Origin of the sequence: Streptomyces sp. SBT349, assembly GCF_001083795.1 — a bacterium.
Lineage (GTDB): Bacteria > Actinomycetota > Actinomycetes > Streptomycetales > Streptomycetaceae > Streptomyces.
This window is the reverse complement of the sequence record NZ_LAVK01000019.1, coordinates 14,635-30,620: the sequence shown is the minus strand read 5'-3', so window position 1 is coordinate 30,620 and position 15,986 is coordinate 14,635. Positions and strand designations below refer to the sequence as shown.

Here is a 15,986-nt window from a genome sequence, read left to right as displayed (position 1 = left end):
GGCATGGGACATCGCGAAGAGCTGATGGCCGGGGCTAAGCGGTGCCTGGAGGAGCGGGGTTACGCCCGCACCACCTCCCGCGACATCGCCGCCGCCGCCAACGCGCCGCTCGGCACGATCAATTACCACTACGGCTCGAAGGAGGCGCTGCTCAACGCCGCGCTTCTGGAGATGCTCGACGAGTGGGACGACAAGGTCCGCGCCCGCCCGGCCGGGTCGGCTCACCGGGATCGGGCGGGGGCGGGCGCCGGATCGGGAAGCCGGCTGGAGTCGATGTGGGCGCTGGTCGTCGAGTCCCAGGTCACGGACCGGCCGCTGCTGGTGGCCGGGTTGGAGGCGCTGGCCCAGGCCGAACGCTTCCCCGAGATCCGGCAGCAGCTCGCCGACGCCTTCGAACGGGCCCGCCCGGAACTGGCGGCCGACCTGCACGGCCTCGACGGCGCGGAGGAGGGCGGGGTGGCCCGCGCGGTCGGCTCGGTGCACATGGCCCTGATCGCGGGTCTGACCCAGCAGTGGCTGGTCGACCCCGACCGCGCGCCCTCGGCGCGGGAGGTGGCCGCGGGCCTGAGGGCGATCGCCCGGGCCCTCGACGAGTCCGACGCCTGACCCGGAGACCGAGACCGGAGACCGGAGTGCCACAGCCTTTCACGCATCTGCACGTCCACACGCAGTACTCGCTCCTCGACGGGGCGGCGCGGCTGAAGGACCTGTTCGCGGCCTGCCGGGAGATGGGCATGTCGCACCTCGCCATGACGGACCACGGGAACCTGCACGGCGCCTACGACTTCTTCCAGCAGGCCACGGCCGCGGGCGTGACGCCGGTCATCGGGATCGAGGCGTATGTCGCGCCGGGGTCGCGGCGCGACAAGCGCAAGGTCCGGTGGGGGCAGCCGCACCAGAAGCGGGACGACGTCTCGGGCTCCGGCGGCTATACCCACAAGACGATCTGGGCGGCGGACCGGACGGGCCTGCACAACCTCTTCCGGCTGTCCTCGGACGCCTATGCCGAGGGCTGGCTCCAGAAGTGGCCCCGCATGGACAAGGAGACCCTGGCCCAGTGGTCCCGGGGGCTGATCGCGTCCACCGGCTGCCCCTCGGGCGAGGTGCAGACCCGGCTGCGCCTGGGCCAGTACGAGGAGGCGCGCAGGGCCGCGGGGGAGTACCGGGACATCTTCGGCAGGGACCGGTACTTCCTGGAGCTGATGGACCACGGCATCGAGATCGAACGCCGGGTCCGCGAGGACCTGCTGAGGATCGGCGAGGAGGTGGGCATCCCGCCGCTGGTCACCAACGACGCGCACTACACCCACGCGCACGAGGCCGCGGCGCACGACGCGTTGCTGTGCATCCAGACCGGCAGGAGCCTCACCGACGTCAACCGCTTCCGCTTCGACGGCACCGGCTACCACCTCAGGCCCCCGGCGGAGATGTACGCGCTCGACTCCTCCGACGCGTGGCAGGAGGGCTGCCGCAACACCCTGCTGGTCGCCGAACAGGTAGACACCGCCGGGATGTTCGCGAAGCACGACCTGATGCCGAGGTTCGACGTGCCCCAGGGCCGCACCGAGGTCACCTGGTTCCGGGAGGAGGTCGACCGGGGCATGCGGCGCCGTTTCCCCGAGGGCTGGGGCGCCGACTACCAGCGGCTGGCCGAGTACGAGATGGACATCATCATCCAGATGGGGTTCCCCGGGTACTTCCTGGTCGTCGCCGACTTCATCATGTGGGCCAAGGACAACGGCATCGCCGTCGGCCCCGGACGGGGGTCCGCGGCCGGCTCCCTGGTCTCGTACGCGATGGGCATCACCGACCTGGATCCGATCGAGCACGGGCTGATCTTCGAGCGGTTCCTGAACCCCGAGCGCGTCTCCATGCCGGACGTCGACATCGACTTCGACGAGCGCAGGCGCGGCGAGGTCATCCGCTACGTCACGGAGAAGTACGGCGCCGACAAGGTCGCCATGATCGGCACCTACGGCACCATCAAGGCCAAGAACGCGATCAAGGACTCGGCCCGCGTCCTCGGCTACCCCTACGCCGTGGGCGACCGCATCACCAAGGCGATGCCCGCCGACGTCGGCGGCAAGGGCATCCCGCTCTCCGGCATCACCGACCCCGGCCACCCGCGCCACGCCGAGGCCGCCGAGGTCCGGGAGATGTACGAGAACGAGCCCGACGTGAAGAAGGTCATCGACACCGCCAGGGGCGTCGAGGGCCTGGTGCGGCAGATGGGCGTGCACGCCGCCGGCGTGATCATGTCCAGCGAACCCCTCACCGACCACGTCCCGGTCTGGGTCCGGCACACCGACGGCGTGACCATCACCCAGTGGGACTACCCCAGTTGCGAGGCCCTCGGCCTGCTGAAGATGGACTTCCTGGGGCTGCGGAATCTCACGATCATGGATGACGCGGTCAAGCTGATCAAGAAGAACAAGGGCGTCGAGATCGAGCTGCTCGACCTCCCGCTCGGCGACGCCAGGACGTTCGAGCTGCTGGGACGGGGTGACACCCTCGGCGTCTTCCAGTTCGACGGGAACGCCATGCGGTCGCTGTTCCGCCTGATGAGGCCCGACCACTTCGAAGACATCACGGCGGTGACCGCGCTCTACCGGCCGGGGCCGATGGCCATGAACTCGCACATCAACTACGCGCTGCGCAAGAACGGCCAGCAGGAGATCACCCCGATCCACCCGGAGGTGGAGAAGCCCCTCGAAGAGGTCCTCGGCCCCACCTACGGCCTGGTGGTCTACCAGGAGCAGGTGCAGAAGGCCGCCCAGATCCTCGCCGGGTACTCCCTCGGCCAGGCCGACCTCCTGCGCCGCGCCATGGGCAAGAAGAAGCCCGAGGTCCTGGAGAAGGAGTTCGTCACCTTCCGCGAGGGCGCCCGCGCCAAGGGCCACTCGCCCGAGGCCGTCCAGGCCGTGTGGGACGTGCTGGTGCCGTTCGCGGGCTACGCCTACAACAAGGCCCACGCCGCCGCCTACGCCCTGGTGTCGTACTGGACCGCCTACCTCAAGGCGAACCACCCGGCCGAGTACATGGCCGCGGTGCTCACCTCGGTCCGCGACGACAAGGACAAGTCCGCGGTCTACCTCAACGAGTGCCGCAGGATGGGCATCACGGTGCTGCCGCCCGACGTCAACGCGTCCGAGGCCGACTTCGCCGCCCAGGGCGACGACGTGATCCTCTTCGGCCTCTCCGCGGTCAGGAACGTCGGCACGAACGTCGTCGAGTCGATCATCCGCAGCCGAAAGGCGAAGGGAACGTTCTCCTCGTTCCCCGACTACCTCCACAAGGTCGAGGCGCCGGCCTGCACCAAGCGCGCCACCGAGTCGCTGATCAAGGCCGGGGCGTTCGACGAGCTGGGCCACACCCGCAAGGGCCTCGCCGCGCGGTTCGAGCCCATGGTCGACGCCGTGGTCGCGCTGAAGCGGAAGGAGGCCGAGGGGCAGTTCGACCTCTTCGGCGACCTGGGCGACGGGGGCGAGGCGGGCGACCGCGCTCCCGGGTTCGGCCTCGACGCGGAGTTCACCGACGAGGAGTGGGACACGACGTATCTGCTCGCCCAGGAGCGGGAGATGCTCGGCCTGTACGTCTCCGGCCACCCCCTCCTCGGGCTCGAACACCTGCTCGCCGAGACGGCGGACGCCGCGATCGGCCACCTCGCCGGCGGCGCCCACCAGGACGGCTCCGTCCTCACCATCGGCGGCATCGTCTCCGGCCTCCAGCGCAAGGTGACCAAGCGGGGCAACGCCTGGGCCGTCGCCACCGTCGAGGACCTCGCGGGCTCCGTCGACTGCCTGTTCTTCCCGGCCACCTACCAGCTGGTGGCCACCCACCTGGTCGAGGACGCCGTCGTCTTCGTCAAGGGCCGCCTCGACAAGCGCGAGGACGTCCCCCGGCTCGTCGCCATGGAACTCACCGTGGCCGACCCGGCGACCGCGGGCGAGGGGGCGCCCGTCCGCCTCGCCATGCGGGAGTCCCACGTCACGCCGCGGTCCGTCCGGCAGTTGAGGGAGGTCGTCGAGGCCCACCCCGGACCGTGCGAGGTGCATCTGCGGGTCCGTGGCCGCGCGAGGACGACGGTGTACCGGCTGGGGTACCGGGTCGCGCCGGGACCCGCGTTCTGGGCCGACCTCAAGGCGGCGGTCGCCGTGACCCGGGTGACCTGAGCGGCGGCGGCCACGCGGGTCCGTGGCCGCCGACCTGCGGCCCGACCGCCGCCGGCGGCAGGACCCTTGACGCGCCCCGGAGGCGTTGCGATACTCCGGGTGATCGCAAGCGCTTTCCCCACGACGCGTCGCCACCGCGCCCGCGCGCGATCCCCATGGATCCTCTCACCCCGGGCAAACGGGCGGTCCGGGAATGAATCGATTCATGCAGGGAGCGGGCGTCGCGTCACCCCTCCGATTCCCCACCCACTCAAGGAGTGAACGATGGGACGCAGAGCCGCACTTCTCTCCGGGATCCTCACGCTGGTCACCGCCGCGACGCTGACCGCCTCCGCCGGCGCCGCCTCCGCGGGTGCCGCCTCCGCACCCTCGGACGTCGGCGCCCTCGCCTGCGGCGACGGCTCGTACCAGGCCGAGGCCGTGCGGAACGGCAACACCTGGACGGGCCCCGGCTACTCGGGCGGCGACATGCTCTCCGCCATCAGGGCCGCCGTCGACAGCCTGCCCGCCGGCCGCACGTCCAAGGCCCGGGTCGTCGTCCGCGGCAGCGGCGAGATGCCCGCCAACAGGTCGCTGGACATCCCGAGTTACACCGTTCTCGACATCTGCGGCACGGTCAATGTCGCGGGCTCGGTCGGCGCCAACCACGCGCCGTTCCGCACCCAGAACACCACCGCGGTCGAGATCCAGAACCTCACCATGACGGGCGCCCCCTACTTCGGGATCTTCGTCCGCAACGCCACCGACGTCCGCCTCGGCCAGATCGACCTGCGGCTCTCCGGCGGCCTCGGCATCCGCATCGACAACCACGCCAACCGCAACGTCCGCACCCGCGACGTGCGGATCGACAACGTCTATGTCTCCGGCACCAACAACCACGGCGTCGAGACCTACGGCGTGGACGGCCTGACCATCGGCACCGTCACCGCCCGGAACACGGCCTACTCGGGCCTGCTCCTCAACGACACGATCAACGCCACCGTCCAGCGCGTGGACGGCGAGGGAACGGGCGCGGGCACCGGCTACGCCGCGTTCCGGATGGCGAATCGCAACGGCCGGATCGGCGACAGCTACCCGACCAACATCCGCGTCGGCGAGGTCATCGCGCGAGGCGGCGGGCGCGGCATCTTCTGCGTCTCGGAGAGTGGCGGCGCGGTCATCGACCGCATCACCCTCTCCAACACCGGCAACAACGCCATCCTCATCGAGAACTGCTACAACGTGAACCTCGCCGCCCAGAGCGGCACGGTCTCCGGCGGCGGCGAGGTCAGGCTCGCCGCCAGGACGGAGTTCCCCAACAACCGGGACATCACGCTCCAGAACCTCACGCTCACCAACTCGGCACTCCGCGAGAGCCCTTGCGGGCAGAACGTTGTCTACCGCAACCTCACGCTGAACAACACCAGCCGCGACACCTGTAGCTGACGGCCGGGCGCCGCCCTTTCCCGGCGGACACCTCCGCCGGGAAATGGGCGCGCTCCCACGATTTCTGTCCGAGGCGTTGACGCGGCTCTCCGTCCGGCCTACGTTCGTCGGCACCGCGTCTCGTACGCCATACGCCATATGTCATATACGAGATGCGATACGCGATGTCCGCGCAGCCCCCCCCCACCGCCCGACCGCACGACGAGCCACCGCACGACGAATCACCGCACGACGCACGACGCGAGAAGTGAGACCTGAGGGCAACCTGTGAAGAACGCACCCCTGTCCGGCTCCCCGCCGGTGCCCATCCCCTCCAGGACGCAGTTCGTCCTGGAGCATCTGACGCACGCCATCCTCACCGCCCAGCTGGCGCCCGGAACGCCGCTGGTGGAAACGGAGTTGGCGGCGCGCTTCGGCGTCTCCAAGACGCCCGTCCGGGAGGCGCTGAAGACGCTGGCCGGGCGCGGCCTGGTGGTGATGAGCGAGTACAAGGGCGCTGCCGTGCGCACGGTGGACGCGGCCATGGCCCGCTCGGTCTACGACGTGAGGCTTCTGCTCGAACCCGAGGCGATGCGCCGCACGGTCGCCGGCCGCGCCGGTCTGGCCGCCGCGCACGCCGCGCTGGAACGGGCCGACTCCGCCGGGGACAGCGCCGAACGCTCCCTGGCCAACCGGGACTTCCACCGCGCGCTCTACCTCCCCTGCGGCAACCCGCTCCTGGCGAGGATGCTCGACGACCTGCGCGACCAGGCGGCGCTGGTGTCCTCGGTGGCGTGGCAGGCGCGCCCGACGTGGGAGCGAGAGGCCGCCGAACACCGGGCGATCCTCGCCCGCGCCGAGGAGGGCGACGCGGACGCGGCGGCGGGGCTGCTGCGGGAGCACATCGAGGGGTTCGTGCGCCGCGCGTTCCCGACCGACGGGAGCGGGCCCGGGACCGGAACGGCGGACGTGGCCGTGGACGAGGCCGTGGACGTGGCCGCGACCGTGGACGAGGAGGGTGCCGCGTGAACGGCTTCGACGAGCAGCGCGCCGCGCTCGCCGACGTGGTGGCCATCCCGGTCTCGCCGTTCGACGCGCGGGACCGGCTGGACCGCGACGTCTACCGTGCGCTGATCCGGCGGCTGCTGGACGGCGGCGTCCGGGCGGTCACGCCGAACGGCAACACCGGCGAGTTCTACTCCCTCACGCCCGAGGAGCGGCGCGTCGAGGTCGAGTTGACCGTCGAGGAGACGGGAGGGGCGGCGCAGGTCATCGCGGGTGTCGGCCTGGAGGTGCCGACGGCCGTGGCCGCGGCCCGGCACGCGGCCGAGGCGGGCGCGGGGCTGGTGATGGTGCACCAGCCGGTGCACCCCTACGTCTCGCTCGACGGGTGGCTCGCCTACCACCGGGCCATCGCCGAGGCCGTGCCCGAGCTGGGCGTGGTGCCCTATGTCCGCAGCGCGTCGATCGACGGCGCGACCATCGCCCGGCTGGGCGACGCCTGCCCGAACGTGATCGGCGTCAAGTACGCGGTGCCCGACCCGGTGCGCTTCGCGACGGTGGCGCGCGCGGCGGGACGTGAGCGGTTCGTGTGGGTGGCGGGCCTGGCGGAGCTGTCGGCGCCGCCGTACTTCGCCTGCGGGGCCACGGGGTTCACCTCGGGCCTGGTCAACGTGGCGCCGCAGGTCTCCCTCGACATGCTGCGCGCCCTGCGGGCCGCCGACTACCCGGCGGCGATGAGGGTCTGGGACCTGATCCGCCCCTTCGAGGAGCTGCGCGCGGAGAACCAGTCGGCGAACAACGTGACCGTGGTCAAGGAGGCGCTGTCCGCGCTCGGCCTGTGCGGCCGGGCGATCCGCCCCCCGAGCAGCGTCCTGCCGGAGGCGCAGCGCGCCGCGATCGCCACGATCGTCGAGGGGTGGGGGTCCCGATGAGGAACGCCACCGACGCCGAGCCGGGCCCCGAGTCGGGCGCCGAGTCGGGCGCCGAGTCGGGCGCCGAGCCCGGCGGCCCTCCGGCCGGGGGCCGTGCCCTGCGCAGTCACCAGTGGTACGGGACCGACGGCCTGCGCTCGTTCAGCCACCGGGCGCGGACCCGGCAGCTCGGCTATCTGCCGGAGGAGCACCTCGGCAAGCCGGTCATCGCGATCCTCAACACCTGGTCCGACATCAACCCCTGCCACCAGCACCTGCGCGAGCGCGCCGAGGCCGTCAAGCGCGGGGTGTGGCAGGCGGGCGGCTTCCCGCTGGAGTTCCCGGTGGCCACCCTGTCGGAGACGTTCCAGAAGCCGACGCCCATGCTCTACCGGAACCTCCTCGCCATGGAGACCGAGGAGCTGCTGCGCTCCTACCCCGTGGACGGCGCGGTGCTGCTGGGCGGCTGCGACAAGACCACTCCGGCGCTGCTCATGGGCGCGGCGAGCGTGGACCTGCCCACGGTGTTCGTGCCCGCCGGGCCCATGCTGCGCGGGCACTGGCGGGGCGAGACGCTCGGGTCCGGCACCGACATGTGGAAGTACTGGGACGAGAAGCGCGCCGGGCGCATCGGGGACCGCGAACTCGCCGAGCTGGAAGGCGGGTTGGCGCGTTCACCAGGGACCTGCATGACGATGGGCACCGCCTCCACCATGGCCTCGGCCGCCGAGGCGCTCGGCGTCACCATGCCGGGTGCGGCGGCCGTCCCCGCGGTGGACTCGGGCCACAGCAGGCTGGCCGCCGCCGCCGGGCTGCGGATCGTGGAACTCGTCCACGACGACGCCCGCCTCTCCCGCTTCCTCACCCGCGCCTCCTACGAGGACGCGATCGCCACCGTGCTGGCGCTCGGCGGCTCGACCAATGCCGTCATCCACCTGACGGCGATGGCCGGGCGCTCCCAGATCGCGGTCGGCCTGGACGACTTCGACCGCATCGCGCGCCGCGTTCCCGTGCTGGCCGACATCCGGCCCGGCGGGCGGTACCTGATGGAGGACTTCCACTACGCCGGGGGCCTCTCGGGGCTGCTGGCCAGGCTCGCCGAGGCGGGCCACCTGCACCTGGAGCGGCCCACCGTCGCCCATGCCACGCTCGCCGAACAGCTCGCCGGGGCGCTGGTGCACGACGACGAGGTGATCCGGCCGCTGGAGAACCCGGTGGCCGAGCAGGGCGGGCTCGCCGTGCTCCGCGGCAACCTGGCCCCCGACGGCGCGGTGATCAAGCACATCTCCGCCGAACCGCACCTCCTCACCCACACCGGCCCCGCCGTCGTCTTCGACGACTACCGGACCATGCAGGCCACGATCAACGACCCCGCGCTCGGCATCACCGAGGACAGCGTCCTGGTGCTGCGCGGCTCGGGGCCGCTCGGGGGTCCCGGCATGCCCGAGTACGGCATGCTCCCGATCCCCGACTACCTGCTCAAGCAGGGGGTCACCGACATGGTCCGCCTCTCCGACGCACGGATGAGCGGGACCAGTTATGGCGCCTGCGTCCTGCACATCGCGCCCGAGTCGCACGTCGGCGGGCCGCTGGCCCTGGTCGAGACCGGTGACCTGATCACGCTCGACGTGCCGACGCGCACCCTGCGCCTCGACGTGGACGAGGAGGAGCTGGAACGCCGCCGCTCCACCTGGCGCCCGCCGCCCCGCCGGTACGGACGAGGCTTCGGCGCCCTGTACGAGGAGCACATCACGCAGGCCGACACCGGCTGCGACTTCGCCTTCCTCTCCCGAGAGGGAGACGTCCCCGAGCCCTACGCGGGCTGACCAGAACGGAGAAGCGGAATGGCCGACGCCGTCAAGGAACGGACCCGGCCCCCGCGGCGCCGCCGTGGCGGAGGCACCCCACGCTCCCTGCCGTATCTGCTGCTGGCACCCGCGGGGCTCCTCATGCTGGGCTTCATCGCCTACCCGATGCTCAGCGTGCTGTATTACAGCCTCCAGGACTACAACGTCACCAAGCCGTGGCGGAACGGATTCGCCGGACTCGACAACTTCCGGCGCATCTTCACCGACGACCCGTTCTTCTGGGACACCCTCCTCTTCAGCACCCGCTGGGTCGTGGTCGAGGTCGGGCTCCAGCTGATCTTCGGGCTCGTCCTGGCGCTGCTGATCAACCAGACGTTCGTCGGCCGGGGGGTGGCCCGCGCGCTCGTCTTCTCGCCCTGGGCCGTCTCGGGGGTGCTGACCAGCACCATCTGGCTGCTGATCTACAACCCGTCGACCGGCATCAGCCGTTACCTGGCCGACGCGGGGATCGGCGAGTACGGGACCTCCGTGCTCGCCGACACCGGCACCGTCTTCTGGGGCACGGTCCTGGCCGAACTCTGGCGCGGGGTCCCGTTCTTCGCGATCCTCATCCTCGCCGACCTCCAGTCCGTCTCCAAGGATCTCTACGAGGCCGCCTCCGTCGACGGCGCGAGCAGGCTCCGGCAGTTCTGGCACATCACGCTGCCGCACCTGAAGGACGCCATCGTGCTCTCCACGCTGCTGCGCGCGGTCTGGGAGTTCAACAACGTGGACCTGCTCTACACGCTGACCAACGGGGGCCCGGCCGGCGTGACGACCACGCTGCCGCTGTATGTCGCCCAGACCGGGATCGACGGCAACGAGTTCGGGTACGCCGCCGCGCTCACCACCGTCGCCTTCGTCATCCTCCTCTTCTTCTCGATCCTCTATCTGCGCCTGAGCAAGTTCGGAGGCGACGACAAGTGACCGCCATCGCGGCAGCGCAGCTGCCCCTCCGCCGGCGCAGGCCGATCGACCAGCCGCCCCGCTGGCAGGTCTTCCTGCCGCTGGGCCTCTACCTGCTCTTCACGCTCATCCCCTTCTACTGGATGCTGCTCTTCGCCCTGCGCGAGCCGGGATCCGACTCGCTGGTGCCCTGGCCCATGACCGGGCAACACTTCGAGAAGGTGTGGACCGAGCGCAGCTTCGACACCTACTTCGTCAACAGCATGTACGTGGGCATCGCCTCGATGCTGATGACCATGCTGGTGGCGCTCTGCGGCGGCTACGCGCTGGCCCGCTTCCGCTTCCGGCTGCGCATGCCGTTCATGCTGGCGCTGCTGTGCTCGCAGTTCATACCCGGCGCCCTGATGCTCGTGCCGCTCTTCGAGATCTTCCGCGAGCTCCAGATGCTCAACTCCCTGTGGAGCGTGATCCTCGCCGAGACGGTCTTCCAGCTGCCGCTGTCGATGATCCTCATCAGCGGCTTCATCAGGAACGTCCCCGTCTCGCTCGAAGAGGCCGCCTGGGTGGACGGCTGCTCGCGGCTGCGCGGCTTCCTCGCGATCGTGCTGCCCCTGCTGCGCCCGGGGCTGATCGCGGTCGGCTCGTTCGCCTTCGTCCACAGCTGGAACCACTTCCTGTTCGCGCTGATGTTCCTCAACGCGCAGGACAAGCAGACGATCCCGGTCGGCCTCAACACCCTCATCGGCTCCGACAGCGTCGACCTGGGGGCCCTGGCCGCGGGCGGTGTGGTGGCGGCGGTGCCGGTGGTCATCGTGTTCGCGTTCATCCAGAAGTGGCTGATCACCGGCTTCAGCGCGGGGGCGGTGAAGGGGTGAACGCGCCTCCTGTGCCCGTGGTGCTGGCCGGGGCGCGCGGCCACGGCCGCTGGCACCTGGCCAACATCCGCCGCCTCGTCGCCGAGGGCGTGGTCCGGCTGGCCGGGGTCTGCGAACTCGCCCCGCTCGGCGACGAGGAGCTGGCCGGTCTCGGCGAGCCCGAGCAGTCGGACGACCTGCCCGCGCTGCTGGCCCGCACCGGCGCCGAGATCGCCGTGGTCTGCACGCCGATCCACACCCACGCCGACCTCGGCCTGGCCGCGGCACGCCTGGGCGTCCACCTGCTGCTGGAGAAGCCGCCGACGCCCTCGGCCGCCGCGTTCCGCTGCCTGGCCGAGGCCGTCGGTGAGGCCGGGACCGCCTGCCAGATCGGGTTCCAGTCGCTCGGCTCGCACGCGATCGACGCCATCAGGGAGCAGATCGCGGCCGGCGCCATCGGCGCCGTGCGCGGCATCGGCGCCGCCGGCGCGTGGGTGCGCGACGAGGCGTACTGGCGGCGCGCGCCCTGGGGCGGGCACCGCAGCCTCGACGGCCGCGACGTCGTCGACGGCGTGCTCACCAACCCCCTCGCGCACGCCGTCGCCACCGCGCTGCGCATCGAGGGCTCCGACCGCGCCGGGCAGATCGCGTCGGTCGAACTGGAGCTGTACCGGGCCAACGACATCGCCGCCGACGACACCTCCTGCGCCCGCATCCGCACCACGGGTGGCGGCCTGATCGGCGCCGCCGTGACGCTGTGCGCCGAGGCGCCAGGCGAGCCCTATGTGGTGGTGCACGGCGACGGCGGCCGGATCACCCTCTGGTACAAGGAGGACCGCGCCGTGCTCGAACGCCCGGGGAAGGAGCCGGTGACCTCGCGCCACGGGCGGACCGACCTGCTGGCCAACCTCGTCGCCCACCTGCGCGAGGGCGCCGAGCTGCTGGTGCCGCTGGAGCGCACGGGCGCGTTCACGCGGCTGGTGGAGGCGGTCCGCACCGCGGCGGAACCGGCCGAACTGCCGCCGGGCGCCTGGGTCACCGAGCCGGGACAGGGCGGCCCGCGCCGCGTCATCCCCGGCATCGACCGGCTCACCGACGAGGGCGCGCGGCGCCTCGCGCTCTACTCCGAACTCGGCGCGGACTGGGCGCGTTACCCCGCGCGTGCGCCGGGGAGCGAGGGCTGACCCGCGCACTCCGTTCCCTGCTCGTCCTTTCCCCGTTCATCCTCTTCCTCAGGGAGCCGCACGATGAGACAGCACCTTCCTCGCAGTACCTCCGCGCTCGTCACCGTTCTCGCCCTCGCCGCGACCGCCACCGCCTGCGGTGACGACGGCTCGGCGTCGGGCGGCGAGGGCGACGGCACCGGCACGATCACCTTCTGGGACAACAACGGCGGGCCGCGCACCGAGATCTGGGAGCGGATCATCGAGGACTTCGAGGCCGAGTACCCGGACATCGACGTGGAGTACGTCGGCGTGCCGATCGCCGAGGTGCAGTCCAAGTACGACGCCGCGATCCAGGGCGGTGACGGCCTGCCCGACGTCGGCGGCGTCTCCACGGCCTACCTGGCCAACCTCGTCGCCCAGGAGGCCCTCGACCCCCTCGGCGACCGCCTCGCCGAGAGCGGCCTGGAGGAGCAGCTGATGCCCGCCATGCTGGAGGGCGTCCGCGCCACCGTCGGCGAGAACGACGAGGTGTACCAGGTGCCCACCTCCGCCAACCAGGGCGTGCTCTGGTACCGCACCGACCTGTTCGACGAGGCCGGGCTCCAGCCGCCCGAGACCTGGGACGCCTTCTTCACCGCCGCTGAGGAGCTGACCGCCCGGGGCGACAACCGCTTCGGCTTCACGCTGCGCGGCGGCGAGGGCTCCATCCACCACGTGCTGGAGATGATGTACGCGCAGTCCGGCATCGACTCGTTCTGGAACGGCGAGACCACCACCGTCAACGACCCGGCCAACGTCGAGGCGTTGGAGCGCTACGCCGCGCTGTACAACACGGCCACCCCCGAGGCCGACCTGAACAACGACTTCACCAACATGGTCGCCACCTTCACCGGCGGCGACGTCGGCATGCTCCAGCACAACCTGGGCTCCTACGCCGACCACGTCGCCGCGTTCGGCGAGGACGCGGTGGCCGGACTGCCGATGCCCGCGGGCGAGGAGGGCGGGCCGCGCACGTTCATCTCCAACCCGGTCGACGGGCTCGGCCTGTTCCGCTCCAGCGACAACAAGGACGCGGCCTGGACGTTCATCGAGTTCGCCGCCTCGCACGAGATGAACAGCCTCTGGAACGAGTCGGCCGGTCAGATACCCGCCAACACCGCGGCCGTCGAGGACCCGTGGATCGCCGAGGCGCCGCCCACCCTGGCCGCCGTCGAGGCGCTGAGCGACGAGAACACCACCGTCGTCCAGCTCCCCTACTACCTGCCCGACTGGAACAACATCACCAAGGCCGACACCGAGCCCAACTTCCAGCGCCTGCTGCTCGGCGAGATGTCCGCCCAGGAGTTCGCCGACGACCTGGCCGAGCGGCTCAACGAGGCCCAGGCCGAGTGGCAGGAGCAGCGCCGGTGAGGCGCGCCGCCGGGAGACGGGCGGCGGTCGCCGGCTGCGCGGCCCTCGCCCTGGGCGTGAGTCTCGCCCTCCCCTCCGCGGGTGCCGCCACGGGTGCCGCCACGGGCACCGCCACGCCCGGCGGCCACGGCGATCCGGCCAGGGCCGTGCTCCCCGAGGGCGACGGCTGGGGCGCGGCCTCGGGCGGCGTCACCGGCGGCTCGGCCGCCGACCGGGACCACGTCTTCACGGTCAGCGACCGCGCGGGGCTGGCCGCCGCCCTGGCGGCCGACCCGGGCGAGCCGCGGATCATCAGGGTGCGCGGCACCGTCGACGCCAACACCGCACCCGACGGCACCCCGTTGACCTGCGAGGACTACGCGACCGACGGCTACACCCGCGACGGCTACCTGGCCGCCTACGACCCCGCGGTCTGGGGCGAGGAGACCGAGCCCTCGGGCCCGCTGGAGGACGCGCGCCTGGCCTCCGCCGCGCGCCAGGCGGAACGGGTCAGGCTGGCCGTCGGCTCGAACACCACGCTCATCGGCGTGGGCGACGACGCCCGCCTGCTGGGCGCCACCCTCGACGTGCGGGCCGCCGAGAACGTCATCGTCCGCAACCTCACCTTCGAGGACACCTTCGACTGCTTCCCGCAGTGGGACCCCACCGACGGCGACCTCGGCAACTGGAACTCCGAGTACGACAGCCTGGTGCTCCACGGCTCGCGGCGCGTGTGGGTGGACCACAACACGTTCACCGACGGGCGCCGCCCGGACGCCGGGGCGCCCGAGCACTTCGGCCGCCTCTTCCAGCAGCACGACGGCCAGTTGGACATCGTGCGCGGCACGGACCTCGTCACCGTCAGCTGGAACGAGTTCACCGAGCACGACAAGACGATCCTCCTCGGCAACAGCGACGGCGCGAGCGCGGAGGACCGCGGCAGGCTGCGGACCACGTTCCACCACAACCTGTTCCACAACGTCAACGAGCGTGCGCCGCGCGTCCGTTACGGCCAGGTCGACGTCTACAACAACCACTTCGCGCAGGACGCGGGCGCCCGTTACGGCTACAGCTGGGGCATCGGCGTCGAATCGGCGCTGGTGGCCGAGCACAACGCGTTCACCCTGCCCCGCGGTCCCGAGGGCACGCCGCCCGACCGGGTGCTGCACCGCTGGACCGCCGGGACCTCGGTGACCGAGAACGGCAACTGGGTCAACGGCCGCCCCGTCGACCTGCTCGGCGCCTACCTGGCGGCCAACCCGGACGCCCCGCTCGGCGACGACGCGGGCTGGACCCCGCGGCTGCGCCCGCGCGTGGACCACCCGGTGGCGGTGCCCCGGCTGGTGGACGCCTGGGCGGGCGCCGGGGAGCTGCGCCGGTGACGTGACGCCCCACCCGCCCACCAGCCGCCTCAGTGCGGCCAGATGGGCGGGTCGGTGGTGAACGCGCCGCCGAGGACCTGGTGTTCGGGCAGGGCGGGGTCGCGCTCGCCCTGCTCGGCGATCAGCTTCCCGGCGAACGCCTCCGAGTCGTCCCGCGGCTCGTAGCCGAGCGCCCGCGCCGTGGAGAGGTCGAACACCCCGCGGGTGTTGGCCGAGGCGCCGAAGACCACGGTGTGGCCGACGTCCGCGGCGGAGAGCGCCGCGTCGAACAGGCGGGCGCCGTCCGCCGGGCTGAGCCACAGCGACAGCATCCGCACCGTCGTGGGCTCGGGGAAACAGGACCCGATCCTGACCGAGACGGTCTCGATGCCGTGCTTGTCCCAGTACAGCTGGGCCAGGTCCTCGCCGAAGCACTTGGACAGGCCGTAGAAGGTGTCGGGCCGGTGCCGCGTCTCCGCGGGGACGCGCGGCTCGTCCCCTTCCGGCCAGGGCGTGTAGCCGACGGCGTGGTTGCTCGACGCGAACACGATCCGCCGCACGCCCTCCGCCCGCGCCGCCTCGTAGAGGTGGTAGGTGCCCTCGATGTTGGCGCGCAGGACCTTCTCGAACGTGGACTCCAGCGAGATGCCCGCGAGGTGGAGAATCGCGTCGGTGCCGCGGACCGCCGCCCGCAGCGCCTCCGGGTCCCCCAGGTCCGCGGTGATCGCGCCGGGCTCGCCCTCGACGGGCACCATGTCCAGCGACCGCACCGCGTACCCGTGCGCGGGCAGCAGCGCGCGCATCAGCGTGCCCACGCCGCCCGCCGCGCCGGTGAGCAGCACGGTCCGTCGTCCAGCGGGCTGATCGGGCTGACCTGCGGCCATCGGGGGCTCCATCCGTCAACGCGGCAACTTGACCGCCTCTTCTGCGCTGAACTAGCGTATCCGTTCAGCTATATGGACGACAATCATACT

General features: G+C 71.7%; 12 protein-coding genes. 11 read left to right on the top strand and 1 reads right to left on the bottom strand.

Translation table 11 applies throughout. The features are described 5' to 3' along the window. Positions 1 to 3: 3 nt before the first annotated feature. The 11 genes from ADY01_RS04345 to ADY01_RS04295 all read left to right on the top strand — a co-directional run bounded on the left by ADY01_RS04345 (position 4) and on the right by ADY01_RS04295 (position 15,033). Positions 4 to 606, top strand: coding sequence for a TetR/AcrR family transcriptional regulator (locus ADY01_RS04345; RefSeq protein ID WP_063784110.1), 603 nt, complete (start codon positions 4 to 6; stop codon positions 604 to 606). A 26-nt stretch (positions 607 to 632) separates the two neighbouring features. Beyond that, the gene (gene dnaE / locus ADY01_RS04340; RefSeq protein ID WP_049565631.1) at positions 633 to 4,172 is read left to right on the top strand and encodes a DNA polymerase III subunit alpha; all 3,540 of its coding nucleotides are present in this window, start codon (positions 633 to 635) and stop codon (positions 4,170 to 4,172) included. Positions 4,173 to 4,436: 264 nt separating this feature from the next. Beyond that, positions 4,437 to 5,597, top strand: a complete 1,161-nt coding sequence (locus ADY01_RS04335; protein WP_049565629.1) for a hypothetical protein — start codon at positions 4,437 to 4,439, stop codon at positions 5,595 to 5,597. A gap of 267 nt (positions 5,598 to 5,864) precedes the next feature. Next, positions 5,865 to 6,605 (top strand): GntR family transcriptional regulator, encoded by a 741-nt coding sequence (locus ADY01_RS04330; RefSeq protein ID WP_234320054.1) that lies wholly within the window; start codon positions 5,865 to 5,867, stop codon positions 6,603 to 6,605. After that, complete coding sequence (locus ADY01_RS04325) at positions 6,602 to 7,510, top strand: dihydrodipicolinate synthase family protein (protein WP_049565626.1); 909 nt, start codon at positions 6,602 to 6,604, stop codon at positions 7,508 to 7,510. Before ADY01_RS04330 ends, ADY01_RS04325 begins: the two co-directional genes overlap by 4 nt. Next, entirely contained in the window at positions 7,507 to 9,315 is a 1,809-nt protein-coding gene (araD, locus tag ADY01_RS04320) for an L-arabinonate dehydratase (RefSeq protein ID WP_078899982.1), read from the top strand. The genes ADY01_RS04325 and araD overlap by 4 nt, the downstream gene beginning before the upstream one ends. An 18-nt stretch (positions 9,316 to 9,333) precedes the next feature. Continuing rightward, on the top strand, positions 9,334 to 10,263 hold the full coding sequence (locus tag ADY01_RS04315) for a carbohydrate ABC transporter permease (protein WP_049565623.1): 930 nt from the start codon (positions 9,334 to 9,336) through the stop codon (positions 10,261 to 10,263). Further along, complete coding sequence (locus ADY01_RS04310) at positions 10,260 to 11,117, top strand: carbohydrate ABC transporter permease (protein WP_049565619.1); 858 nt, start codon at positions 10,260 to 10,262, stop codon at positions 11,115 to 11,117. Before ADY01_RS04315 ends, ADY01_RS04310 begins: the two co-directional genes overlap by 4 nt. Next, complete coding sequence (locus tag ADY01_RS04305) at positions 11,114 to 12,280, top strand: Gfo/Idh/MocA family protein (RefSeq protein ID WP_049565616.1); 1,167 nt, start codon at positions 11,114 to 11,116, stop codon at positions 12,278 to 12,280. Before ADY01_RS04310 ends, ADY01_RS04305 begins: the two co-directional genes overlap by 4 nt. A 63-nt stretch (positions 12,281 to 12,343) precedes the next feature. Further along, the gene (locus ADY01_RS04300; RefSeq protein ID WP_049565613.1) at positions 12,344 to 13,672 is read left to right on the top strand and encodes an ABC transporter substrate-binding protein; all 1,329 of its coding nucleotides are present in this window, start codon (positions 12,344 to 12,346) and stop codon (positions 13,670 to 13,672) included. Further along, complete coding sequence (locus ADY01_RS04295) at positions 13,669 to 15,033, top strand: pectate lyase family protein (protein ID WP_199826156.1); 1,365 nt, start codon at positions 13,669 to 13,671, stop codon at positions 15,031 to 15,033. The genes ADY01_RS04300 and ADY01_RS04295 overlap by 4 nt, the downstream gene beginning before the upstream one ends. A 29-nt stretch (positions 15,034 to 15,062) precedes the next feature. On the opposite strand, the gene ADY01_RS04290 is transcribed toward ADY01_RS04295, so the two are convergent. After that, positions 15,063 to 15,896, bottom strand: coding sequence for an NAD-dependent epimerase/dehydratase family protein (locus ADY01_RS04290; RefSeq protein ID WP_049565607.1), 834 nt, complete (start codon positions 15,894 to 15,896; stop codon positions 15,063 to 15,065). Positions 15,897 to 15,986 lie beyond the last annotated feature (90 nt).